This is a genomic window from Runella defluvii, from assembly GCF_014195535.1.
Classification (GTDB): Bacteria; Bacteroidota; Bacteroidia; order Cytophagales; family Spirosomataceae; genus Runella; species Runella defluvii.
Map to the genome: position 1 here is coordinate 1,037,694 of NZ_JACIBY010000001.1, position 24,295 is coordinate 1,061,988.

Sequence of the window (24,295 nt, forward strand, 5' to 3'; positions counted from 1 at the left end):
TAATTATACAAAATTTGCATTACGTATATCTTGAACATATTTTAATAATTGCTGTGTTTTGTGTTCCCATAATAAATCTTGTTGCTTGTTTTTTAAAGATTCTTGCATAGAAATATACATTTTATTGTTAGATAATAAAGTGGATATTGCTTTTTTTAATTCTTCTTTATTAGGGTTAATGAAATAACATTCACTAGAATTGAGCTGTTCAGATATACCACCTACATTAGTACAAATAATAGGTTTTTCGGCTAATATAGCGAGAAGTACAACTCCTGATTGAGATGCTTCAAGATAAGGTAGTACGATTATGTCAGCGCCATTTAAAAGGTCAGACATTTCCTCTTCTGCTAGATATTTTTCAATGAGCTTAATTTTAGGATTTTCTTCTGGTAAAATAACTTTGTAAATGGGCATACCAGCTATTGTGAGTGAATCATAAGCATTGTCTGGCAACTCATTTACAGCCTCAACCAACAATTCGACTCCTTTGTACTTTGAAATACGACCTAGAAATAAAATATTTTTTCCTTTGATGCCTCTTGAAGTTATTATGTTAGGAAGCGGCAATAGTCCCTGAGCTATGATTTTGTATGGGGCTTTTAAGTTGAATTTACTGTAAGCAGTTTGTCTAACATATTCAGTTAAAAATAACAAATGGCTAGTAAAAACCATTGAATATTTTAGACTCAATTGTAAAAGAAAATTTTCTTCTCCTGGGTGCAAAACTGCATCATGAATTGTCAAAATGGTTTTATTCCCTAGAGCTCTCCAAACGAAAATTATTAATGTATTCCAAGGATGGACGGTTGGAAAATAAATAATATCGTGCGATTTTCTTAATTTTGTTAACTTTAAAAGTAATACAGGGAGTATAAAAATTGAATTAATAATAAAAGTTAAAGACGATTGATAAGTCTTAGTTTTAAAAATAATGTTCGGAACTTTGTAGTCTGTCTCAGAATACTTTGAACATATTAAATCAAACTCTTCAGTACTTAAATGAGCAATCATGTTTTTTGTATGCTCCTCAAGTGCTTTTCTTCCCAATGAAACAACTAATATCTTTCTTTTCAACATTATTAAAAGGTTCTACTTAAATTACTTTTAGTTTGTAGCGTGAATGTCACACCATAATACATTTATACCTCTATTGTGCATTTGCTGGCCAAAAGAAATAATAATCTGTTTAGCTTCATCAAAACCAACCCATTCTCCTTCAAGGGATTCCCCAAATGGCCCAGAGCAATCACTAAAATAACCTTTGTTGAGTGCTGGTTTGAAATTAAAACAAGTCCAAATTCTATTCAACCTGTTTTTAATTCTAGAGATGAGACTACCATTTTGAAAGAATACATCTCTTTGAAGCATTTGAAGCGATAATACCCTTAAAGAGGCTTGTTCGACAACTTTAAATTTGGAATAGCCTAAATGGTTTAATTTTTCTAGAATAGAAAACCAAATTGGATACAATTTGTCTATTTCAACAATATCACTCACTAAAATTCCATCATCGGAAACGTTATTTATTTCTGCTGAAATAAACCTTGGACGTAAATTAGAGTTTGAAAGTGTTTCAAGTGCGATAAAATCGTGACCTTCTATGTCTATCTTACAATAATAAGGGGTTCCATGTTCTCTAAAAATAGATGATAATTTTTTTGTCTCTATTTGTATTTCAAGAATACCTCCTCTTCGTTCAGCCATTGTTTTTTGAAGTGAGCTTTGAGCACTACCAAGCTGGCTAATATAAAAAGGTACAGTTGCATTATCAATATTTGATATAGCATTATTAAGTAATGTAAGGTTACCTTCTTTAATGCTTTGATTAAATTGAATAGTTGATAGGTTAATCAAAGTGGGATTAGCTTCGATAGCAATTACTTTATAACCTTTACTTAAATAAAGTTTGGTATCATAACCTAGATGCAAACCAACATCATACACGAGTTTATTATTAATCATGTTTAAATAGAGTGTTTACTTTTCTTAAATCAAAACGGAAAAAATTGTCAAGTTTTTCATCGAGTAATATAAAAACCTGATAAAAAATGGTTAGTATCATGAAAATGTCTATCACAAGAAGTCCTAATGAAACAGATGTTAATTTTAGGTTTTCCATTGATAATATCATTACAGTATAACCCAGGAAACTAGCTAATGTAAAATGATAGGCAAGTTTTATATGGTTGTTACTCCCTACTAGAACTGCACTACTTGCATGCCAAATTGACTGTAAAAGTAGAGCTACTAAACACAATATAAAAAAAGGTCTGTCAATGATTAGCGAATTATTTTGTAGCAGCATTTTAATGACAAAATCAGAAAAAAAGAAGATAAATAGAATTGCAACAATGGCTAAAATAAACGTAAGCCTCAGAGCAACTCGGTGCATTTGCCTAGCCAATTCTAAGCTTTTTGATTCAATTAAACGTGCATATTCAGGATAAAGGGGCAAAGTAATTAAATAGGGTACTTGTTTTGCCGCTCTAATAATCGTAATTATAGCATAATATTGTGGTACGTAGGTATTGCCTAGCAAATTACTTACAAGTATGACTGGTCCATTGTAGTATAATAAATACCCCAAATTCAGAAACATGTTTGCAAAGGCAGGTTTAATAATAGCACTTATTGTACTAGTTTGAATATAATTAACATCTAATTTTATCCAATGAAACCTTTTTTTTACATCATAAATTATAAAAATAAATATAATAGTTCGAAATAAAATAAGTAACGCAGATGTTAATATAACTTTCCCCCCAAGATTTAATGAAATTAAAATTGCAATAAAATCAAATAACTTTGCGAAAGTATCAATGTTTTTTTGCCTTGTAAATTGAAGTGATGCAGAATAAATACCACTTAACAAACTACTTTGAATGTAGATAAATAAATAGATAGATAATAGAGAAAGGAATATATATAATTCACTTTGGTCAATATACTTAATGTTGTTTTTTTGAAAAAATAATATTATAAAAAAGATTATTAAGAAGAAAATAAGAGAAAAGAAAGTTGATATAATCCAGCCATTAATAAACCATTTGTTCGCTTCTTCGGTTTTTTTCGATTCAATGAATGAAGCAATTTTATTACTAAGCGTGGCACTGACACCAACATCTCCCATTGTTAAATATTGACAGTAGGAGTAAATTAAAATCCATTCTGCATAATACATCTCTCCCCAAAAAGATATAAAAATGCCAATGGAAACAAATTGATTTGCTAGTGAAGTAAGTTGGTTTATAAAAGTTGCACCTACGCCACTAAAAAATCGTTTTAAAAATGACGCATTTTTCAAAGAAGTAACTTGTAGCAAAATATCTCTTGATTTTATTCTTACTAAAATGCAAAGTTACGAATAATGTTTAAGAATTTGAAATGAACAGATGCTCGTTGAAGCTGGAATAAAAATACCCAATCAAACCATGGTTTGATTGGGTATTTTTATTCCAGCTTACCTGCTATTTATTGTCAATCTTGTGGATAAGCGCTTTATTCTCTGATTGTAGGGCCTTAACTTGTTTATTTAGCTCAATTACATACAGAGTCAATTCTTCAATTTTTTCCATCAATTTTGCTGACGTTTTAGAAACATCTAGCCCGTTGTTGGCCATTTCATCTGCCGATGGAACATTTGGTAAGTGATTATTTGCCTTGATAAATGTTTCTACCTCTTCCAAAGGGGCAAGTTTATAATCAGGAGCAAAAACATAGTCAGCCCAATCAGATGAATTACGAAGAGCTACTTTGAGTTTTTCGGTTAGAATTCCATCTTGTACATACAAACGATATGCACCAGCACTAAAACTACTCGGTAATCCTAGGCCACCCGCACCCGCACCTGCAGGTGCTGTATCAAAGTCTCCAATCGCTAGATAACCAGTAGTTGTAGGAGTAGGTGAGCCAGGAGCGGCTTTCACGTTAAATTTAACCCATGGAGCTGTTGCATGAAAGCTACCTTTTATAAGGGGATTGCTTGTTCCAGTATTTGAAATATACAGTGTGTTACTACCGGTTTCGCTTTGTCCAGCATTGAATCCTAGAAATAGGTTTCCAGAACCGAGACTTTCTTGCCCTGCATATGAACCGATAGCTACGTTGCCACTTCCATTTGTTTTGAATAAAGACCCAGCTCCAATTGCAACGTTACCAATTCCACCATCACTATTTCCCGATAATGAAAAAAGTGTATTTTCCCCGATTGCCATGTTTTGATAACCAGTCTGATTCGATGTCATTGCTTGATTACCAATGGCTACGTTACCAAACCCGCCACTATTTGATAAGAGAGTATTAGTACCAATAGCCAAGTTATTACTACCACCCTGGTTATTTTTTAAGGCATTAGCACCAAGAGCAACGTTTCCAAATGAGGAATTTGTAGAATATTGAAGTGCACCATTACCTAGTGCGGTATTGTTGGTTCCGTTGTTATTTGCACCAGCTGAATTACCCAAAAAAGTATTTGAAGCACCAATTCTTCCGCCTTGAATATTATTGCGTTTGAAAACAACATCAAAATCATTCGTACTACCAATGAAGTCTGTTCCGTCGATGGCGTTTCCTTGCTTGTCCCACGCTCCTACTGAACTAGTCTCTCCCAGACGTGCGCTGGTAGGTAACCAAGCTGTACCATTGTATAAATAGGTACCAATCGCTTTGTCGGTTTGAAATACAATCAAACCTGCTACTGGATTTGAAATGGCATCACGTTGAGACTGAGTCATTCGAGGTAACAAAAGACCTTTTGTGGTTGAACTCAAGTCAAGGATAGCTGATGGGTCTGGACTTTTTGTACCAATACCAACATTTCCCGATTGCTGGGCCAAAGCTCCCAATGAGCCCATCGCCAATGCTAGAGTAAGCAGTCTTTTCATATAATGTTTGCAGTTAATTGGATAGATTTCTGTTTTTCGAGACGAAAGTTAGAACATTGTGAGCGAATTAAAAAGGTGTTTGCACAAAAATTATCTAACGGTACTTTTTGTGCCCTATATAATTGGTAATTTTTGATTAAAATTTTAAGATAATTTTCTTTCTGGAAATGACCGTTAGATAATTTTTGGCAAACTCTGTAGGTAACCTCAAAAATCTAACTTATTTTTGGCTAATTGATGTATCAGTTAAACGCTTGAAACCGATTATGAAAAGATTTTCTATAGCAGTTGCAGGATGCTTGGTGACGTTGGCGGCACAGGCACAGATGGTTTCGTCAACCGATGTTACAGTAACATCTGGGGTGATTATGACTGTCAACGAGGAATTAACCAATACAGGTACGTTTCAACTTGAGGGTGATTTACACCTTCGTAAAGGGGTAATGAACCAAGGGCAGATGGTTCTTAATGGCCAAGTCGTACTTAATGGCAACGGTACTCAGTCGCTTCAAAGTATGACCCCACTTCAAATGAACGCGCTTGTATTAGGTCAAACTGGCAAAGTTCTTTTGAAAAGCCCGCTGCAAGTCAACAACCAGTTGGTGCTTGGAGATGGTATTTTAGAGAACTCTGAGTCGGCTCTATTGATGCTAGGCTCGACTGCAAAAGTGCTTGGCGGCTCAAACAATTCCCATATAAAAGGATATATGGTTAAACAAGGTGCTGAGGCGTTTCGTTTTCCTGTTGGTGACGGAAGTCGCCTGCAAGCTTTTTCAATTTCTAAACCAGCATCATACGAAGAAATTCAAGTAGGATATGTTCGCCAACGCCCAGAACGTTTATCTACCAAGCTCTCGGCAGAAGTAGAGGAGTTTGGAAGTGATAGTTACTGGTCAGTTAAAAATGCAACAGAAACCAGTGTGCAAGTAACTGTACCCGCTGATGATAGCCGTTTTCAGTTGTTGCAGATGAAAAACAATCAGTGGGCTGTGAATCCTAGCACGCTTTCTACAAATGCAGTTTCTTCGGAAGCCGTTTTGAAAGGTACAAGCTATTTTACTGTAGGTACTCAGCGGGCTGAATTGGCTGGCAAACCAGAAATTGGCGTTTTTCCAAACCCTAGCAATGGTGTGTTTGAGGTAAAATTGAAAGGTTTTAGTGCAGACGAGACAGTTGCCTTGGACATCGTTGATATTACTGGTAAAACCATTGTAAAACAAGAAGGACAAGTGAAAAGTCTGAAAACCAACTATTCATTGGATAAAGATGCCGCAGGTACTGGTAATTATTTCTTGCGCGTTGTAAGACCTGAAAAAAATCAAGTATTTAACGAGAAAGTTTCTATCAATCGCTAAGTACATACTTTTGTAAAGTTTTGTTGAAAGGGCTTCATACTTATACCGTATGAAGCCCTTTTTTACGATAATCTCCCACTAGCGTGGTATTTTTCGTTAGTTTTGGGGCAAAATTTTGTGATTACCCATGCCCCTGACACTTCCCATTTTCTTAATCATGGCCCTTTCCTCGGTAGTAGTAGGGGTCTATTTAGAACGTAAAATATCAGCCTTTATCCAAGACCGTATGGGGCCTATGGAGGTAGGGAAATGGGGCTTGTTGCAGCTTATCGCTGACTTGATGAAGCTCCTTCAAAAAGAAGATATTGTTCCTGCTGCTGCTGATCGTAAGCTGTTTTTACTGGCCCCTTTAGTGATATTTACGGCTATTTTTGCAGGATATGCGGTGCTCCCTCTAACCCCTGATTTGCAAGGTTCACGGACTGCGATAGGGCTCTTCTTTCTGATGACTATTATTTCGGTGGATGTGATTGGTATCTTAATGGCAGGGTGGGGGTCAAACAATAAATTTGCTCTCTTTGGGGCGATGCGTTCTGTAGCACAAATTGTCTCCTACGAAATTCCCCTTGGATTAGTTATATTGTGTGTAGTAATGACTGCACAAACGCTCGATTTACAAGCGATTAGCTACCAGCAAGGTGTATATTCTGATGAGCCAGTGTATTTGTTTGGGCTGAAATCGCTAGGAATTGATATTTCTCAAGTCGGCGGTATATTAAGTTGGAACATTTTTCGTAATCCGTTTCTATTCTTAGCGTATATCGTCTTTTTTATCACCACTTTGGCAGAATGTAATCGAGCACCTTTTGATATCCCAGAAGGAGAGTCTGAGTTAGTTGGTGGTTTTCATACGGAGTATTCAGGGATGCGCTGGGCATTGCTGTTTTTGTCTGAATATGCCATGATGCTCTTGGTATCGCTTTTGGGGGCAATTTTGTTTTTAGGTAGTTGGAATACTCCTTTACCCAATATTGGACCAGTACGACTGGCAGATTGGACAAGCGGAGCACCTGGAACTATTTGGGGGAATTTAACCGCGGGGTTTTGGTTGATACTAAAAGCTGGTTTTGCGATTTTACTGCAAATGTGGGTACGTTGGACGTTTCCCCGACTACGTGTCGATCAGCTTATGTTTTTGTGTTGGAAGGTATTAACACCCGTTGCGCTTGTGCTTTTCTTTATTTGTGGCGTATGGCGTTTAATGATGGTGTAGTGGTGTTGGCTGCTCGCAACCAACACACACCTAGTTGCCAACCAATGATTAGTCTTCCCAAGCGAAAGAACGTTCAACTGCTTTTTTCCAACCTTTGTATAGCTTGGACCTGCGGTCTTCGGTCATTTGAGGATTCCAAGTTTGGGCTACACCCCAGTTTTGACGTAAATCGTCGAAGTTTTTCCAGTATCCAACGGCTAAACCTGCCGCATAAGCAGCACCCAGCGCCGTTGTTTCTGTAACTGCTGGACAAACCACAGGAACACTGAGCATGTCGGCTTGGAATTGCATCAAGGTCTGATTTGCGACCATTCCTCCATCGACGCGAAGGGATTTTAGCTCAATGTTTGCATCTCTTTCCATGGCTTCCATCACATCTAACGTTTGGTAGGCAGTTGCTTCTAAGACAGCCCTTGCAATGTGATTTTTATTTACGTAGCGCGTCAAACCTGCAATGACACCGCGCGCGTCGGCTTTCCAATAAGGAGCATATAACCCAGAAAAAGCAGGTACAATATAAGCTCCTCCGTTGTCTTCAACGGCTTTGGCAAGCTCTTCTACATCGCTGCTTTTTTGAATCATGCCAAGGTTGTCGCGTAGCCACTGAACAAGTGCACCTGCAATGGCCACACTGCCTTCAAGTGCATAACAAACAGGTTGATTACCAAATTGATATGCCACGGTGGTCAGTAGCCCTTGGGTTGAAACTTTTAATTCGGTGCCTGTATTTAAAAGCATGAAACAGCCCGTACCGTACGTATTTTTAGCCTGTCCAGGCTCAAAACAGGTTTGGCCTACCAATGCAGCATGTTGATCTCCGAGGTCACCTGCAATGGGGACATTGGGTAAAACATCCAAAACTACATTTCCATAGACTTCACTGCTACTTTTAATGGCAGGTAACATTGAGTGAGGAATCTCAAAAATTGATAACAGTTCGTCATCCCATTGTAGTGTTTCGAGGTTCATCAACTGTGTTCGGCTGGCATTGGTAACGTCCGTCACGTGGGTGCCTCCGTTGGCTCCCCCCGTGAGGTGCCAAATGAGAAAAGTGTCCATGTTTCCGAAAATAGCATCACCTCGCTCTGCATCCTCGCGTAGGCCAGCGACATTATCTAGCAACCAACGAAGTTTTAAACCGCTAAAATAAGTTGCTAACGGAAGTCCAGTTTTGGTACGAAAACGGTCTTGGCCACCATTCTGGGCAAATTGGCTCACCAGCTCACCAGTACGAGTATCTTGCCAAACAAGCGCATTGTAGTAGGGCTTTCCTGTTCGGCGATTCCAAACGGCGGTAGTTTCGCGTTGGTTGGTAATGCCCACCGCGGCGATGTCGCTGGCTTGAATCGAAGCACTTATGCGTGCTTGAGCAATAACTTCGAGCGTGTTTTTTCTGATTTCTTCTAGGTCGTGCTCTACCCAACCTGGTTGAGGATAAATCTGTTGATGTTCTTTTTGACCTACTGAAATGATATTTCCTTGGCGGTCAAAAATAATACAACGGGTACTGGTAGTACCCTGGTCAATTGCGGCTACGTATTTTGACATTTGGTTAAAGGTTTTACCCTATAAACTTATACAAACTTTCGATACCGAAATAGCAACAGTATAAAAAAGCTAGGCAAATGATTCCCAAACTACTCAGTTTGAAGAGAAGCGTGGATCGAGCTTGTAAATACGACAGCCCAGTATAGAGCATGGCTAAGAGACTAAAAAATGATTGCAAAAATAACCGCCCATGAAAACAAGACCAGGCATCGTATTTGAATCCAGCAATCAGTACCAAAGCTACACTCATGAGTAACAAGGCCAACCAAGTCGTTTTTTCTAGCGCACTGATGGCTTCACCGCTGGATAAAGATGAAAAAGATGTCAAAAATTGAATTGATTGAACGATTAAAAGCCACAAGCCAAGCAAAATAACTAGGGTAGGGATGAGCGCAACTAGGTAAATTAGACTCCCGATGTATTTAAAATTTGTTTTTACTCCCAAGTCGTAATCATTTTCAAGGTCGGCGTATTTGTACCAAAAAGTAGCATACATCACGATGGGATACACGTGTATTAAATCAAAATCACGGTTATAAATCGTAGGGCTTTTCATCAATTTTGGTAAGTTGAACGCATAAAAACTTTTTGGCCCTTGGTACGTTTTTTGACTATTTAAGGGGAAAATATCCATATTGTGTACAACGGGACGGCCTTCATAGTACCAGTTTTCGGCAAATTTATACCCTCCAATTGCGAGGGTAAGTATCCCAAAGATAGTGAGTCGAGAGATAATTTGTTTCCAATCTATCTTTAAGATATATAGAGTTAGTGCAATGACTCCAAACACTACAGGAACAAATGCTAAAAATGTGCCTTTGGCTAAAAGCCCCAAACCAAGAGCAAACGCTAACCAATATTCTTTTTTCCTTGAAGGTGCTTGAAAGTATTTTGAAAGTAGCCAAAAGCACCATGTTCCAATCAAAAACGAAAGGGTGTCGTTTGTGACGTACAATGAAAAAGTAATGTAAGAATGAAGGAAAATGGCCAACAGAAAACTTATGTTCAGAATCAGGGTGTTTTTAAAATAATGTTTCCCTAATAAATACAACAAATAAAGATTAAGAGAAGAGATTAAGACAGAGAGTAATTGCGTTATTTTTTGGTTTGTTAGGCTATCAAATGCAAAGAAAGGTTGGGCCAATAGGTAATAGAGAGGAGGGTGCATAGCACAAAAAACTTCTCTGGTGATTGGAAGTCGATGATGGGTTGCAATGAAATTGATAATCTCTCCGTGGGCATCAGCACCATAGGGAGAAAGCGTAAAATACAAAACGATTCGTAGTCCTATCCCAAACCAAAGTAAAAATTTGAGGGTTTGGGCACGTTTAAAAAATGAAATTAGCATCTGAAATTTGGTAAAATAATCATTAAGCGCCTACTTAGTTAGCTTCTTTGGGTCTGTTGGGGTGCAAAAGTAAGGAATCGTCGCAGGTATTTTGCACTTTTTTCTTGCAAAACCCGTTATTTTGGTAGAATTTCGCAGGCTTTTTGCACATGTTTCACCAAACACCCTTTTTATGCTTCTAAGGCAAGATGAAAAGCACTTACACAAACTTAATTGAGCAGACGTTTGAATTTCCTACGCTGGAGTTTAACGTCCAAAACGATGAGCTATCGTTTAATAATGTTCCCCTCATGGATATTATTCGCCAGTATGGTACTCCTTTAAAACTTACCTATCTGCCCAAAATTGGCGAACACATTGGTAACGCCAAACAATTTTTTAAAAACGCTTTCAAACGTTTTAACTACAAAGGGTCATATACGTATTGTTATTGTACCAAGTCCTCCCATTTTAGTTTTGTGCTTGAAGAAGCCCTCCAGCATAACATTCATCTCGAAACTTCCTCGGCATTTGACATTCCGATTGTGCGCAATTTGTACAATACAGGAAAGATTGCCAAAAGTACGTACATTATATGTAATGGGTACAAATTGCCAAATTATCAAAAGGCTATTACTGAGTTAATTAACGAAGGTTTTAACGTTATGCCTGTACTGGATAATTTGCGTGAAATTGACTATTACTCAAAAAATGTAACGGCAGAGTCGGTGAATTTTGGGATTCGGATTGCGACAGATGAGGAGCCAAATTTTGCTTTTTACACTTCTCGTTTGGGCGTTCGGTATGCTGATATCAATGAGTTGTACAAGGAGAAAATTCAGCATAATCCTAAGTTTAAACTGAAAATGTTACACTTCTTCATTAATACGGGTATGAAAGATACTGCCTATTATTGGAGCGAGTTGACACGCTTTATGTTTAAATACTGCGAATTGAAGAAAATCTGTCCTGATCTGGATTCAATTGACATTGGTGGTGGTTTGCCAATTCAAACTTCATTGCAATTTAACTACGATTATCAGCAAATGATTGACGAAATCGTGGAAAATATTCAGTGGATTTGTAATAAAAACAATGTGCCTGTTCCGCACTTGTTTACCGAGTTTGGGAGCTATACAGTGGGAGAAAGCGGAGCCGTTATTTACCAGATTATTGACCAAAAACTCCAAAATGACAAGGAGATGTGGTACATGATTGACGGGTCGTTTATCACACATTTGCCCGATTCGTGGGGAATGAACCAAAAATATATTATGTTGGCGGTAAATAATTGGGATAATCCCTACCAAAAAGTAAATATTGGAGGTCTCACCTGCGATTCTCAGGATTTTTACAACACTGAAGCACACAGCGCTGACTTGTATTTGCCCGTATTTGATCTTGAGAAAGAAGAACAATTCGTAGGATTCTTTCATACAGGAGCTTATCAAGAATCATTGGGTGGATATGGTGGTATTCAGCACTGCTTGATTCCTGCCCCTAAGCATGTGTTGGTTGATCGCGATGAACAAGGTAATATCGTTACGCGTCTGTTTGCGGATCAGCAAGGAAGTGAGAGCATGATGTCAACCTTGGGATATGCACGCAATAAAGAATCAATACCCCTCAACCCTGCTGAGATGGACATGGAGGCAGTGGAAGAGATGGCGCATAGTTGACAATAAATTCGGCACGATTTTCGTAATAAGCTACATAAAACACCAAGAGCAACTTATTTCGAAGTTGCTCTTGGCTAAAGATTTACAAAATACCATGAAAAAACTACTTTCCTTCGCACTAATAATGCTCGTTTTGGGCGCTGCCAGCTGCAATCGTAAAGGATATTGTCCTGCGTACGACAGTTCGGTAAAGGTTCAGAAAAAAGCCTAAGACACCGAATGTAATACCAATTGAGTGGCGGCTAAGAAATTAGTGGCAAATTGGTCTCCTGCTGATTCTTGAGGATTCGTACCTAAATGAATGGTGCGAACTCCTGCGCGCTTGCCCGCTTGCATGTCGCGGGGGCGGTCGCCAACCATCCACGAATGGTTGGGGTCAATATCATATTTAGCCATTGCTTTTTCAAGCATCAACGACCCAGGCTTTCGCATCAGCGAATGACTGTCAAAGTCGGGATGATGTGAGCAATAGTATAAGTCATCTAGTAAATGCCCACACTGTTGTTGAAAGTGGTTGTGGCATTGCCATACCGCTTCTTTTGTATATAGCCCTTTGGCTATACCAGCTTGGTTGGTAATGACAATCAACAGATAGCCAGCTTGTTTCATCTGTTGTAGGCCCTCGATTACCCCATCAGGAATAACCATTTCTTCTGGACGATATAAATAACCGTCTAAATCTTGGTTGAGCACTCCGTCTCTATCCAAAAAAATGCACTTCTGTTTCATAAATCTTACGGTGTATCAATGCTTAAAAATAATACTATTAGATGATTTATTTGTAAAATACGTAGTTATTTTTTTGTAAAAATTTATTAAACGGTTATTGATAATTTTATAAAAGTTGTTTTTTGTTTTGTTTTATAGAATAAAAATCCCTATTTTTTAGAAAATACTTCCGCAAAATCATTACATTTGCAGTATAATATTTGTTTGCCAGTTTTTAAAAATTAGCTTCACACATGAAATTAGACCAGATAGACCGCAAGGTTTTGGATATTTTGCAAGCGAATGCAAAAATTACCAATGCCCAACTTTCTAAGGAAATAGGTCTTTCCCCTGCGCCCACCCTTGAGCGTGTTAAAAAACTTGAACAACACGGGATTATCCAGAGCTATCACGCTCAATTGGACCGTGAAAAAGTTGGTCTTGGCGTAACGACGTTTATCCAAGTTACTTTGGTGGGCCATAAAAGAGATGTGACAGAGTCGTTTGTGAAGAGGGTAAATGAAATTCCAGAAATCATAGAATGTCACCACATTACGGGCTCGGGCGACTTTTTGTTGAAAGTAATTTCAAAGGACATTGCGTCGTACCAAAAGCTGCTTCTTGAGTGTATCAATGAAATTGAAGAAGTAGCCAATACCCAAACGATGGTGATTTTATCGACCTTCAAGGAAAGCAAAGTTTTGCCAATTCCGTACTAGTTTCTCTCTCTTTTAGAGGCAATACAAGAAGCGGGGCCATCAGCCCCGCTTCTTGTGTATGTGCCGTACAAGCTAAATCAATAACTTATGATAGCACTGAAAGATTTTAATGTATTGCTTATCAGGCTTTTTCTGGGATATTTGTTTACTTCATCGGGCCTATGTAAACTTACCGAAGGGCATTTTGGCCAATTGATTGGCCCACCATTGTTGATTCAGCAACTGACCCCGCACGGATTACGTACTTTTGGCTTTTTTATTGCAACTTCTCAGGTAATAGTGGGTGCGTTGGTCATGTCGCAGCGGTATTCGTTACTAGGGCTTATTATGCTTGTACCAATGAATTTGGGAATTTTGACGGTGACAATTTCCCAAAATTGGCAAGGAACTCCCTACGTTGATGCAGTTTTTACATTGTTAAACCTAGCGGCCTTGTTGTACGAATGGCACAGCCTGAAGTTTTTGGTGCTACCTGAGCAAACCTCGTTGTTGTTTCCTCCAAAAACAAATGTATTTTTCCCCGAATGGAAAATGCCAACCTTAGGCATTCTGTTCTTCGTTGTTGCTTGTATTTTAAGTCGTTTTAGTGCAGTGATGACGAGTAGTATAGCCACTATGGCTTATGGCTTAATGTATGTAAATGTGTTTGGAAATGAGTCAGTTAAGTTGCTACAGCGCTTGGTTCTCGGAATGTCGTTTGTTGCGATAATGACATTTACATGGGTAGGGCTTTTTCATAAATCGCTGCCTTTTAATCCCATGATTGCCATTGGGTTTGCGGTGCTGGGGACGATGGCTTCGTACTTGATTTTGATTATTGGAACAATGGTAGGTAATTATAAAATGAGCCAAAAATAAATGCACGCGGAGTGCTTCGGCGTGCATTTAAGACTTATTTTCTTGAAGAGGGCAGCAGTCTGACTATCGTCTGACTGCTGTTTGGCTATGCGTCAGACGGTAGTCTGACGCGTATTAATCTCGCTAATTCGGTCTGACTGTCGTCTGACCTTTAACTGAGACGAGCCAATGCTTCTTGAATAGTGACAATTTTAGCGTCGGCATCGGCTAATTTTTGACGTTCTTTTTCAACGATGTCTGCTTTTGCATTTTGTACAAAACGTTCGTTTGAAAGTTTAGCTTCTACCGATTTTTTGAAACCAAGCGTATATTCGAGTTCCTTCTGAAGGTTTTCACGTTCGGCTTCTACGTCAAGTTCACCTTCCAAGTTGACAAAAAACTCGTCGGCTTTTACCAAGAACGACATGCCTTCTGCTTTGCCCGTTGTGTAACTGATGTCCGAAATGTTCGCTAACTTCACAAGCAGGCTTTCAAAGGGTTGATAAAGTGCTTGATTTTCAGTTTTGATGGTCAATGGCAGCTCTGTTTTAGGGCTGATGTTTTTGGTACTACGTAGGTTGCGAACGTTGGTAACAACCTCAAAGAAAATCTCAAAATTAGCCAACATCGTTGCATCAAACGGCGCAACTTTGGGGAATTCGGCTACGCAAAGGCTTTCTTTTACGCCGCGTGGGCGGATGTCTTGCCAAATTTCTTCGGTAATAAACGGCATGAACGGATGAGTCAACGCCATTAGTTTATCAAAAAAGCCGATAGTTGCCTCAAACGTAGCTTGGTCGATAGGTTGCTCAAAACCAGGCTTAATCATTTCGAGGTACTGCGAGCAGAAGTCGTCCCAAATGAGTTTATAAATCACATTGAGTGCATCTGACAAACGGTATTTACTGAACAAATCGTGTACTTCGGCGATGGTTTGGTTCAATTTTGCCTCAAACCACGCAATGGGGAGGGCAGCTACTTGACCGCCTTCATTGGAAGAGGGGGTAACTGTCCATCCTTTTACCAAACGGAAGGCATTCCAAATTTTGTTACAGAAATTACGCCCTTGTTCGCACAGTTTTTCGTCAAAAAGAAGGTCGTTTCCTGCTGGCGAACTGAATAGCATTCCCGTACGAACTCCGTCGGCTCCGTAAATATTAATTAAGTCCAAAGGGTCGGGTGAGTTTCCTAACGATTTAGACATTTTACGGCCTTTCGCATCACGAACAATCCCTGTTAGATAGACATTACGGAATGGTAATTCGCCTTTAAATTCATACCCTGCAATAATCATCCGTGCTACCCAGAAAAACAAAATCTCAGGTGCTGTCACGAGGTCGTTGGTAGGGTAGTAGTAGTTAATGTCTTCGTTGTTAGGGTCTTTCAAGCCATCGAAAACCGTAATCGGCCACAACCACGAGCTAAACCACGTATCTACTACGTCGGGGTCTTGCGTCAAATCTTCTTCCGTGAGGGCAAACAACTGGTATTCGTGTTGTGCTTTGCGTAAAGCTTCGCGTTTGGTTTTAGCTACAATCACCGTTCCATCTTGGAGGTAATACGCAGGTATTTGTTGTCCCCACCACAACTGACGGCTGATATTCCAGTCGCGAACGTTCTCCATCCACACGCGGTAGGTATTCTTAAACTTAGGCGGTACCAACTGAATATTGTCGTTCATTACGTTTTCAAGGGCTGGTTGGCAAAGTTCTTTCATCTTCACAAACCATTGCAACGACAAACGAGGTTCAATCACAGCGTTGGTACGTTCTGAATGTCCAACGTTACTTTTGTAGTCTTCTATTTTTTCAACAAAACCCGCTTCATCAAGAAGTTTGATGATTTTTTTGCGTGCAATAAAACGGTCTTCACCTACCAAAATCTGGGCTTTTTCATTGAGTGTACCGTCTTCGTTCAAAATATCAATAATGGGCAAGTTATGTTTAAGCCCCAATTCATAGTCATTTTGGTCGTGCGCAGGAGTTACTTTCAAACCACCCGTTCCAAAATCCATCGTAACGTATTCGTCGGTAATGATTGGAATTTCGCGGTTGATGAGAGGAATCAACGCTTTTTTACCGTGTAGGTGTTTGTAGCGTTCATCGTCGGGGTGAACACAAATGGCCGAGTCAGCCATGATGGTTTCAGGGCGAACTGTTGCGATGATGATGGCGTCGTCACTGTCCACTATTTTATACCGCAAATAACACAATTTGGTCATTACCTCCTTGGTCAATACCTCTTCGTCCGAAACGGTTGTTTTGGCTTGAGGGTCCCAGTTGACCATGCGATGGCCACGGTAAATGTATCCTTTATTATGCAGGTCGATAAACGTATCAATAACGGCATCGTACAAAGCGGGTTCCATCGTAAAACGTGTACGATCCCAATCGCATGATGCCCCTAATTTACGCAACTGCTGAAGAATGATGCCACCGTACTTGTGTGTCCATTCCCAGGCATATTCGTAGAATTGGTCGCGAGTTAAGTCGCGTTTTTGAATCCCTTTTTCTTTGAGCATGGCAACCACTTTGGCTTCGGTCGCAATCGAAGCGTGGTCGGTACCAGGAACCCAGCAAGCCTCTTTTCCTTCCATGCGCGCTTTGCGGACAAGAACATCCTGAATGGTATTGTTGAGCATGTGCCCCATGTGTAATACCCCCGTTACGTTGGGCGGAGGGATGACGATGGTATAAGGCTCTTTGTCAGGATTGGGCTTTGAATTGAAATAGCGGTTTTCAATCCAATAGCTGTACCATTTGTCTTCGATGTCGCGCGGATTGTAGGTTTTTGAAATCATGTTTGTTGGTTTATAAGTAACCCCACTTAAATCGTTCTTAAAAAAGGGAGATTTAAGTAATGATAATAGTTAATTTTAAAGCGTTTCAATTGTGGTAACAGGAAGCCCTGTGGCAATGGCAATTTGTTCGTTGGAAAGACCAAGGTTTTTAAGATTTCGAGCGGTTTGTAATACCAACTGTCTTTTCTCTTCCTCCGCCCTAGCTCGCTCTTCCGCAATTCCTTCCGCAATTCCTTCGGCTCTGCCTTCAGCTCTGCCAATATCAATCCCATCCATGACTGCGGTGTCGATGACACTTCTTTCAATGCGTTTGTTTTCGATGTGTTTGAAGTACGCATTCTGCTCGGCTTCGGGGAGGTTTTGTATTTTTAAATATTCTGCCACCTCTTTTAGTCCTTTTGCCTTAGAGTTATTGAGAACTTCGTCATTTTTAAGGTAATAAATCCATTCATCAAGGGTGTCTTTGGCCAGATCATTGAAATTGTTGATTTTGATGACATAGAACTCTGGGAAAAGTTGATAAACAGCCTCTTTTTCAAATAATTCCTTTTGTTTGGCAGAAAGCTCTAATAAGTCGCCTTGATGGATGCCCACAAAATCAGTTTTTCCGTAATAGACGTAGTCCTTTCCTTGCCCTAAATCAAAATAGACGATATTGATTGAATATACTTTTTTGATTCGACTGTACCTTTCGCCCAGTCCAAGGTACTCGGTGGTCACTTTAGAGACTCCGTAGAGCATTCGTTGGAAATAATCAACCTGCTTGTTGTTTTGGATTTCGAAAATGACCAACTCTTTCTTACTATTCAACGCCAAAATGTCCACCCGATTGAACTTATCCTCGTAGCTCTCTTGATTAGATTCACTTTCAAGAATTTGCTCAATGATGATGTCTTCTTTGAGAAGTTCAGACAAAAATCCTTCCAAAATCACAAAATTGGATTTTTGACGAAGGAGGCGTTTCATGGCCCAGTCAAAACGAATCAGCGGCTTGGTTGTCATTCTAATTTTTTTGCAAAAGTACGGAAAAATCCCCTTATCCCTGTCAGCGCCTTAAACGCGGGTGTACGAATAAATGCAGGATTTAGTAGTATTCCTTTTAAAACACATAGAACATATTAGTATGAACACATAGAAAACATAGAACATAGCTTTGTTTTCTATGTGAAAACTCTATGTGAACTATGTGTTCAACTTCACCCTGCTTTTTAATCTTCTCGGCCTTCTTTTCGGTTGGCGTCGGCCATTCGGACGATTTTAGGACTGAATTTTGCCAAAACCTTCACCAAGTCTTGTTGGGCCGCAATCACCGTTTCGATGTTTTTATAAACCATCGGTGCTTCGTCTAAGTCCCCGCCAATCAATTGGATATTGGTCTCTTCTAAAATCTTATTGAGTTGATGACGAGTAATGTTCTCAAACGCTTTGGTTCGTGACATGACTCGCCCCGCTCCGTGAGAGGCCGAGTTGAGTGCGGTGTCGTGCCCTTTTCCTCGTACGACAAATCCTGGCTGCGTCATCGAACCTGGAATGATTCCGAGGTCGTTGGGACCTGCGGGCGTGGCTCCTTTTCGGTGAACCATTACCTCTTCGCCGTTGGAAAGGGTTTCTTTCCAAGCGAAATTATGGTGATTTTCGACCATTTTTAGGGGCTTTTCTCGCAATTCCCGCGCGATTTTTGCGTGAATTTCGTGGTGATTGGCCGAAGCATATTCGCCCGCTAAATTCATCGCAATCCAGTACTCTTGTCCTTCTTCGGTGTTTAAGTCGAGCCACGCCAAATGCGCCGCTGACTTTGGCAAGCGCGTTTTTTGCATGGCGAGTTTGGAGTAGTAATTTGCAACTGTTCCTCCAAAACCTCGCGAACCCGAGTGCGACAACAAAGCTAAATAGTTGCCAACGGGTAGGCCGAGGAGGTCGTCTTGTTCAAAGACTTCCACAACGCCCCATTCGACAAAGTGATTACCTGTACCCGACGTACCCAACTGACGGTAAGCTTTGTCTTTCAGGTCGCGGATGATTTTGGTCGCTCGCCATTCGGGCAAGTCCATCACACTTTCGTCAAACTTTTTACCCGTTTCTCCCCCCATTCCGAATTTGGTATTTTCGACCAACGTTCGTTTTAATAAATGAGGTTCTCGTTTAAAAAAATCGGCAGGTAAGTCGAAAATCGACATACACATTCGGCAGGCAATGTCCACCCCAACTGCGTACGGAATGACCGTTTCTGGATGGGTGGCCAAAACGCCGCCAATCGGCAAGCCGTAGCCTTGATGGGCATCGGGCATAAGCGCCCCCGCGATAGAAATCGGCAAACTCGCCGCCGTTTTCATTTGGTCTAATGCCCCTTGTTCGATATGCTCCCGTCCAAAAATGGCGTAAGGCAACGGTGCTTCACGCAAGTTGAACTCTGTAACTTCTTGTTTTTCAGAAGTATTTAACACAAAAGCAGGTTCAGGTGGCGGTAAAAATGACTTACCTGTTTCCGAAAGGGGAATAAACACCTTTTCCTTTTGTAAGTCGTAAATAGACTTGGCTAAATTGGTTACTTTGTTTTTGGAGTAGGCAAACTTTTTAGGGTTTTCCAACATTCGAGCAAAAAGCTCAAATACCTTTTCTTTGGGATATTCGGCATGTTGGTGAAGCCCATTGGCAACTCGCAAAAACGTAGTATGCAATGAGGCTGGAATATCAGCCAGCACTAAGATTTCTTCGATGGTGAATAAACTGTTCATCTGAATAGTTTTGAAAATTTGAAACTTGTTGGGCCAGTTATTCCAAACAGGAGAAGGTAAATTGTTAAGAAAAAAATGGCACAAAAAAAGCCCGACTGGGAAGAGTCGGGCTGGGTATGTTGAAGGAGGAATTTCGCTCTAAAACACATACTTGCCGACTCGCATAGCATCGCTGACGCAGACACCTGCGACTTGGCTGATTGCTATATTTTGCGAATACCGTAGCATAGTTGTGTTGGTTTTAATTTGTGTCACAAAATTAGGAAAAACAAAATTGTATTTTCCAATGATTTGTTGAATTTATTTTTTTTGAGTATTTTTTTATTTTCTTAACCTTCAGATAATCAAAGGTTTGGTAGGTTGATAAGATGGACGTCAGCTTGCTCCAAGATGGCCTGTTTTTCGGCGTTGGACATTTTATTGAGCAATTGATACATCATCCCAATCCTCGGATTTTTCTCCAACAGCGCCCGATTTCGCTCATAAAAATGCCAGTAAAGGCTATTGAATGGGCAGGCTTTTTGGCCAATTTTTGATTTTTTATCGTAAAAACAAGACGCACAATAATTACTCATTTTATCGACGTAGTTGGCCGAAGAGACGTAGGGTTTAGAACCAACTATCCCTCCGTCGGCGTACTGGCTCATGCCTCGGGTATTGGTGATTTCTACCCATTCGATGGCGTCGATGTAAATGCCCAAGTACCATTGATCTACCTCGTCGGGGTGGATGCCTGCCAAAAGCGCAAAGTTGCCTGTAATCATCAGCCGCTGGATGTGGTGTGCGTAAGCATAATTGAGACTCTGACCGATGGCATGTTTGAGGCAATTCATCTTCGTTTTGCCCGTCCAAAACCAATCGGGAAGCGAACGCTCGTGCCCAAAGTAATTGAGTTGCTGATAATCGGGCATTTTGGCCCAATAAATCCCGCGCATGTACTCGCGCCAACCTAAAATTTGGCGGACAAACCCTTCACATTGTTCAATACTGACCCGCTCGGGATGCTTTTCCCAGTACGCAACGGCGGCGTTGACCACTTCCGCAGGGCTAATCATTTTGGTGTTGAGCGAAAATGAAAGTTTGGAATGAAACAACGACCAATGGCCCGTGTGCATGGCATCTTGGTAATTTCCAAAATGGGCAAAAAGAAAGGTTAGAAAAAAATCAAGGACTTCGAGCGACTGTTTGCGGGTCGTGGGCCAAGGAAAACGGTCGGCGAGGGGAGTGCCCAAATACCGAACTCCTGCGCGGTCAATTTCCTCCAAAATATCCCGATAATCGTGCGAAAACTGATGGGTCGGAATCTGAACGGGGTTGCCCTTGAAAGGTTTACGGTTGTTGCTGTCGAAATTCCAACGCCCTCCAGCAGGCTCTGAGCCATCCATGAGCACCTTGTGTTTTTTGCGCATGGTTCGGTAAAAACTTTCCATGAGGTAGGTTTTTTTTGAACCAAAGAGCTGCGTCACTTCCTCGCGGGTCGTGTAAAAATGTTCGGTGTCATAGACTTTACTCTGAATGTTAAGTTGCTGACGGTAAGTGGTTAGCTGTTGGTCGAGGCGGTATTCGTCGGGGAGTTGGTACTCAAAACACTCGATGCCATTTTGCTCAATAAGCCAGTCAAGATTTTGGGTCAAACTTTGCGTATTGTTGGGGTCATTGATGCGTAAATGAACGATACGGTGCCCTCGTTTTTGTAAATAAGCCGCAAAATTGTACATGGCTGCAAAAAAGCCAATGACTTTCTGGACGTGATGCACCACATAATCGGTTTCTTGTCGCAGTTCCATCAGCACATAAAGCGTATCGGGTGAAGCCTGAGTGTACCAACTGTGCTGATAATTGAGCTGGTCACCTAAAATAAGTCTAAGTGTTTTCAAGGGTTTTCTTGTTTCGTTGACTGCGGCAGCGGTCGCTGCAATACTTCACTTCTTCCCATACTTTTTCCCATTTTTTGCGCCATGTAAAAGGTCGACCGCACACGAGGCAGGTTTTGGTAGGTAAGTGTTGTTTTTTCAAGTTGAAAATGAGTTTTGATGTTTCAACCTTTGGTGGAGGAAATTGTTTGAACGAATCCCAAAAAAGAACGGCAGGAGGAAAACCCCTGCCGTTGCTTTGATCAATTAGACCGTAAGAACTTACTTTACCCACATTATACTTTCTCTCTTACGATAATAAGTCTATCGAATTCTCGTGTTAGGTTAGATGATATTTTACACACAAACACTTAAAAAAAATACACACAAATACTTAAAAAAACCGACGCTCAACAAACGGACGTCGGTTTTATTTCTTTCAACTATTCTTACTGTATAAGAAAACCATTACATCACAAATGTACGGTGGCAATGCTTAAAAAGTCATTAAGAACTTACTAAATTGTCGTTAGTTTTTGAATAAGGAAGCACGATGGTAAAAATTGTCGTACGGGTAGCTTGGTCTGAGGATACATGAAGCCAGCTTTCGTGCAATTTTATGATGCGTTCTACCAACGATAGTCCTACCCCGTAGCCTTTGATGTGCGAGGCACCGTCTCGTCGATAAAAAGGTCGAAAAATAAGCTTCATTTCTTCAGAGGCGATTGTCTCACCTGTATTTTGAAACTCCAATTGAATACCTTCTTTGGTGAAAAATACGTGTACATTGACGTGGGAATTGTCCGAAAATTTACAACCATTTTCCATCAAATTCACAAAGGCAGTTTTGAGCAAATGCGGGTTGCCGTTGACCAATAATTGGTTTTCGCTACTGATATCTTCGTCAAATTGGACGGTAATTAGGTAGTTGGGCTCGGCAGACAACAAAAGACTGCGCGCGTCCCAAAGCACTTCATCTATGCGAACTTCTCCGTAGAATATACGTTGAGATTCGTCATTTACTTTGGCCAGGTCGAGCAGGGTTTCGGCAAGGTGACTAAGTTCGCGAATATCTTGTCGAACAGAAATAATAAGTGATTGATAATCAACGGTACTCCTTTCCTTGAGCATCGCTACATCAAGCTGGGTTCCCATGCGCATAAGTGGGTTTTTTAACTCATGCGACACGTTCGATATGAAAAGGTTTTGGAGCCTAAACGCTTCGGACAAACGGCCTAATAAATCGTTGAAGGTGAGGGTCAGTTGTCCAATTTCATCTTGTGGATTTTCGACCGTAAGGGGTTGGTCAAGTTGGTTGGGAAATAGCTGTTTTACTTGGTTGATAATACGCGTAATGGGCGACATAGCTCTTCCCGAAAAGTACCATCCTGCAAAACCAAAAAGAATAACTTCGAGCAAATAAAGCCACACCAAGATTTGGCTAAGACTTTCTAGGTTTTCCCTGCCCCATAAATCTTCTGCTCCAATGATGGTTGTTACGCCGCCGTACGAATCGGCAAAAAAAAGTCCCAGTGCTAATTGATGATTTAGGGTAAGTCGAACTTTTTTCTCCTGACGAATGCGGTTTAATAATTCAGGGGTAATTTGATAGGTAATTGTGTCGTTGTTGGTATAAATTTCTTGGTTTTTGGCGTTGTAAACGACTAATTTTTCGTTAATAAATACATCGTAATTTGACTTGTCAATAATTCTGAGTAGGTCGGAACTTACTTCGTTGACCTTCATTAAAAGTTCTGTCGTTGTTTGCGCTTTTTTTTCTAAGCGGTCAAAAAATTCCTCTTCTACGTATTCGACTCTTAAAAGATAAATAGTTAGAAAGGTGATGAGTAAAATACTTGATACCAGTACCGTGAACTGGACGGTAAGTCGTGTCCTGATGTTCATTATTGGTCAAGTTTTAAAACATAGCCAACGCCGTAAACAGTGTGAATAAGCTTTTCCGAAAAATCTTTGTCAATTTTTTTTCGGAGCAATGTGATATACACCTCTATGACGTTGGTTCCTGTATCGAACCGAATGTCCCAGATTTTCTCCGCAATATCAACTTTCGTCAAAACCCGCCCCGTGTTTTTAAGCAAATATTCAAGCAAAGAGAACTCTTTGGCCGTTAGGTCGATACGTTTTCCTTGCCTTTTGACAATTCGGGTGTCGATATTCATTTCCAAATCGTGGTAGGACAGGGAAGTGGAAGAGGTAATGGGAAACGAATCGGAAGTGCGGTTGAGTAAAGCACGAACGCGGGCCAATAATTCCGAAAAATCAAAGGGTTTTACCAAATAATCATCGGCACCTGCGTCAAACCCCATTAATTTTTCTTCAATTGCCCCCAACGCCGTAAGCATCACAACTGGGGTGCGAATGCCTTCTTGGCGAAGTAATTTACAAAATTCAACGCCGTTGAGCTCGGGCACGATGACATCCGTAATGATGAGGTCGTAGCTTGTCCGCTTGGCTAAAAGGTGGCCAATTTTGCCGTCGTAGGCAATATCAACTTCATAGCCATTTTCTTCTAGTCCCTGACGGATAGATTGTACCGTTTTTACATCATCTTCAACAACTAATAGCTTCATACACAGTTGAATGGGTGGTGAATTGGCCTGCAATTAAACAAATA

The 24,295-nt window shown here is 40.3% G+C and carries 19 protein-coding genes; 5 read left to right on the plus strand and 14 right to left on the minus strand.

The window, feature by feature from the left end; all coding sequences use genetic code 11:
* Window positions 1-3 precede the first annotated feature (3 nt).
* The 4 genes from FHS57_RS04260 to FHS57_RS04275 all read right to left on the minus strand — a co-directional run bounded on the left by FHS57_RS04260 (window position 4) and on the right by FHS57_RS04275 (window position 4,886).
* A complete protein-coding gene (locus tag FHS57_RS04260) occupies window positions 4-1,080 on the minus strand; it encodes a glycosyltransferase family 4 protein (RefSeq protein WP_183971637.1) in 1,077 nt (358 codons plus the stop codon).
* A 27-nt stretch (window positions 1,081-1,107) separates the two neighbouring features.
* A complete protein-coding gene (locus FHS57_RS04265; RefSeq protein ID WP_183971638.1) occupies window positions 1,108-1,965 on the minus strand; it encodes an FkbM family methyltransferase in 858 nt (285 codons plus the stop codon).
* Window positions 1,958-3,325 (minus strand): lipopolysaccharide biosynthesis protein, encoded by a 1,368-nt coding sequence (locus FHS57_RS04270; RefSeq protein ID WP_183971639.1) that lies wholly within the window; start codon window positions 3,323-3,325, stop codon window positions 1,958-1,960. Before FHS57_RS04270 ends, FHS57_RS04265 begins: the two co-directional genes overlap by 8 nt.
* A 145-nt stretch (window positions 3,326-3,470) precedes the next feature.
* Window positions 3,471-4,886: a phage tail-like protein gene (locus FHS57_RS04275; RefSeq protein ID WP_183971640.1), complete on the minus strand. Its 1,416-nt coding sequence runs from the start codon at window positions 4,884-4,886 to the stop codon at window positions 3,471-3,473.
* 266 nt (window positions 4,887-5,152) lie between these two features.
* On the opposite strand from FHS57_RS04275, the gene FHS57_RS04280 reads away from it, so the two are divergent.
* Together FHS57_RS04280 and FHS57_RS04285 are read left to right on the plus strand one after the other, a co-directional pair.
* Window positions 5,153-6,241 (plus strand): T9SS type A sorting domain-containing protein, encoded by a 1,089-nt coding sequence (locus tag FHS57_RS04280; RefSeq protein ID WP_183971641.1) that lies wholly within the window; start codon window positions 5,153-5,155, stop codon window positions 6,239-6,241.
* Window positions 6,242-6,368: 127 nt separating this feature from the next.
* Window positions 6,369-7,454 (plus strand): complex I subunit 1/NuoH family protein, encoded by a 1,086-nt coding sequence (locus tag FHS57_RS04285; RefSeq protein ID WP_183971642.1) that lies wholly within the window; start codon window positions 6,369-6,371, stop codon window positions 7,452-7,454.
* Between the two features lie 48 nt (window positions 7,455-7,502).
* Here the strand turns inward: FHS57_RS04285 and glpK are convergent, their stop codons facing one another.
* Together glpK and FHS57_RS04295 are read right to left on the minus strand one after the other, a co-directional pair.
* A complete protein-coding gene (gene glpK / locus FHS57_RS04290) occupies window positions 7,503-9,002 on the minus strand; it encodes a glycerol kinase GlpK (protein ID WP_183971643.1) in 1,500 nt (499 codons plus the stop codon).
* A gap of 13 nt (window positions 9,003-9,015) precedes the next feature.
* Window positions 9,016-10,350, minus strand: coding sequence for a glycosyltransferase family 39 protein (locus FHS57_RS04295; protein ID WP_183971644.1), 1,335 nt, complete (start codon window positions 10,348-10,350; stop codon window positions 9,016-9,018).
* A 188-nt stretch (window positions 10,351-10,538) separates the two neighbouring features.
* On the opposite strand from FHS57_RS04295, the gene FHS57_RS04300 reads away from it, so the two are divergent.
* Window positions 10,539-12,008: a type III PLP-dependent enzyme domain-containing protein gene (locus FHS57_RS04300; protein ID WP_183971645.1), complete on the plus strand. Its 1,470-nt coding sequence runs from the start codon at window positions 10,539-10,541 to the stop codon at window positions 12,006-12,008.
* 207 nt (window positions 12,009-12,215) lie between these two features.
* On the opposite strand, the gene FHS57_RS04305 is transcribed toward FHS57_RS04300, so the two are convergent.
* Entirely contained in the window at window positions 12,216-12,737 is a 522-nt protein-coding gene (locus FHS57_RS04305; protein ID WP_183971646.1) for a D-glycero-alpha-D-manno-heptose-1,7-bisphosphate 7-phosphatase, read from the minus strand.
* Between the two features lie 233 nt (window positions 12,738-12,970).
* On the opposite strand from FHS57_RS04305, the gene FHS57_RS04310 reads away from it, so the two are divergent.
* Window positions 12,971-13,435, plus strand: a complete 465-nt coding sequence (locus tag FHS57_RS04310) for an Lrp/AsnC family transcriptional regulator (RefSeq protein WP_028526450.1) — start codon at window positions 12,971-12,973, stop codon at window positions 13,433-13,435.
* 87 nt (window positions 13,436-13,522) lie between these two features.
* Window positions 13,523-14,293 (plus strand): hypothetical protein, encoded by a 771-nt coding sequence (locus FHS57_RS04315; RefSeq protein WP_183971647.1) that lies wholly within the window; start codon window positions 13,523-13,525, stop codon window positions 14,291-14,293.
* 151 nt (window positions 14,294-14,444) lie between these two features.
* Here FHS57_RS04315 and FHS57_RS04320 read toward each other — a convergent pair whose 3' ends face one another.
* The 7 genes from FHS57_RS04320 to FHS57_RS04350 all read right to left on the minus strand — a co-directional run bounded on the left by FHS57_RS04320 (window position 14,445) and on the right by FHS57_RS04350 (window position 24,251).
* Window positions 14,445-17,072: a valine--tRNA ligase gene (locus FHS57_RS04320; RefSeq protein ID WP_183971648.1), complete on the minus strand. Its 2,628-nt coding sequence runs from the start codon at window positions 17,070-17,072 to the stop codon at window positions 14,445-14,447.
* Between the two features lie 75 nt (window positions 17,073-17,147).
* Window positions 17,148-18,074 (minus strand): Rpn family recombination-promoting nuclease/putative transposase, encoded by a 927-nt coding sequence (locus FHS57_RS04325; protein WP_183971649.1) that lies wholly within the window; start codon window positions 18,072-18,074, stop codon window positions 17,148-17,150.
* 206 nt (window positions 18,075-18,280) lie between these two features.
* Window positions 18,281-19,807: an RtcB family protein gene (locus FHS57_RS04330; RefSeq protein ID WP_183971650.1), complete on the minus strand. Its 1,527-nt coding sequence runs from the start codon at window positions 19,805-19,807 to the stop codon at window positions 18,281-18,283.
* Window positions 19,808-20,151: 344 nt separating this feature from the next.
* The gene (locus FHS57_RS04335; protein WP_183971651.1) at window positions 20,152-21,684 is read right to left on the minus strand and encodes a cryptochrome/photolyase family protein; all 1,533 of its coding nucleotides are present in this window, start codon (window positions 21,682-21,684) and stop codon (window positions 20,152-20,154) included.
* On the minus strand, window positions 21,671-21,823 hold the full coding sequence (locus FHS57_RS04340; RefSeq protein ID WP_183971652.1) for a DUF2256 domain-containing protein: 153 nt from the start codon (window positions 21,821-21,823) through the stop codon (window positions 21,671-21,673). The genes FHS57_RS04335 and FHS57_RS04340 overlap by 14 nt, the downstream gene beginning before the upstream one ends.
* Before the next feature lie 344 nt (window positions 21,824-22,167).
* Window positions 22,168-23,565, minus strand: a complete 1,398-nt coding sequence (locus FHS57_RS04345) for a sensor histidine kinase (RefSeq protein ID WP_183971653.1) — start codon at window positions 23,563-23,565, stop codon at window positions 22,168-22,170.
* Window positions 23,565-24,251, minus strand: a complete 687-nt coding sequence (locus tag FHS57_RS04350) for a response regulator (RefSeq protein WP_183971654.1) — start codon at window positions 24,249-24,251, stop codon at window positions 23,565-23,567. Before FHS57_RS04350 ends, FHS57_RS04345 begins: the two co-directional genes overlap by 1 nt.
* Window positions 24,252-24,295 lie beyond the last annotated feature (44 nt).

Bases quoted from the DNA above. Each gene is read 5' to 3' on its own strand.
- FHS57_RS04260 (WP_183971637.1), bottom strand. From the start codon at position 1,080: ATGTTGAAAAGAAAGATATTAGTTGTTTCATTGGGAAGAAAAGCACTT.
- FHS57_RS04265 (WP_183971638.1), bottom strand. From the start codon at position 1,965: ATGATTAATAATAAACTCGTGTATGATGTTGGTTTGCATCTAGGTTAT.
- FHS57_RS04275 (WP_183971640.1), bottom strand. From the start codon at position 4,886: ATGAAAAGACTGCTTACTCTAGCATTGGCGATGGGCTCATTGGGAGCT.
- FHS57_RS04280 (WP_183971641.1), top strand. From the start codon at position 5,153: ATGAAAAGATTTTCTATAGCAGTTGCAGGATGCTTGGTGACGTTGGCG.
- FHS57_RS04285 (WP_183971642.1), top strand. From the start codon at position 6,369: ATGCCCCTGACACTTCCCATTTTCTTAATCATGGCCCTTTCCTCGGTA.
- glpK (WP_183971643.1), bottom strand. From the start codon at position 9,002: ATGTCAAAATACGTAGCCGCAATTGACCAGGGTACTACCAGTACCCGT.
- FHS57_RS04295 (WP_183971644.1), bottom strand. From the start codon at position 10,350: ATGCTAATTTCATTTTTTAAACGTGCCCAAACCCTCAAATTTTTACTT.
- FHS57_RS04300 (WP_183971645.1), top strand. From the start codon at position 10,539: ATGAAAAGCACTTACACAAACTTAATTGAGCAGACGTTTGAATTTCCT.
- FHS57_RS04305 (WP_183971646.1), bottom strand. From the start codon at position 12,737: ATGAAACAGAAGTGCATTTTTTTGGATAGAGACGGAGTGCTCAACCAA.
- FHS57_RS04310 (WP_028526450.1), top strand. From the start codon at position 12,971: ATGAAATTAGACCAGATAGACCGCAAGGTTTTGGATATTTTGCAAGCG.
- FHS57_RS04315 (WP_183971647.1), top strand. From the start codon at position 13,523: ATGATAGCACTGAAAGATTTTAATGTATTGCTTATCAGGCTTTTTCTG.
- FHS57_RS04320 (WP_183971648.1), bottom strand. From the start codon at position 17,072: ATGATTTCAAAAACCTACAATCCGCGCGACATCGAAGACAAATGGTAC.
- FHS57_RS04325 (WP_183971649.1), bottom strand. From the start codon at position 18,074: ATGACAACCAAGCCGCTGATTCGTTTTGACTGGGCCATGAAACGCCTC.
- FHS57_RS04330 (WP_183971650.1), bottom strand. From the start codon at position 19,807: ATGAACAGTTTATTCACCATCGAAGAAATCTTAGTGCTGGCTGATATT.
- FHS57_RS04345 (WP_183971653.1), bottom strand. From the start codon at position 23,565: ATGAACATCAGGACACGACTTACCGTCCAGTTCACGGTACTGGTATCA.
- FHS57_RS04350 (WP_183971654.1), bottom strand. From the start codon at position 24,251: ATGAAGCTATTAGTTGTTGAAGATGATGTAAAAACGGTACAATCTATC.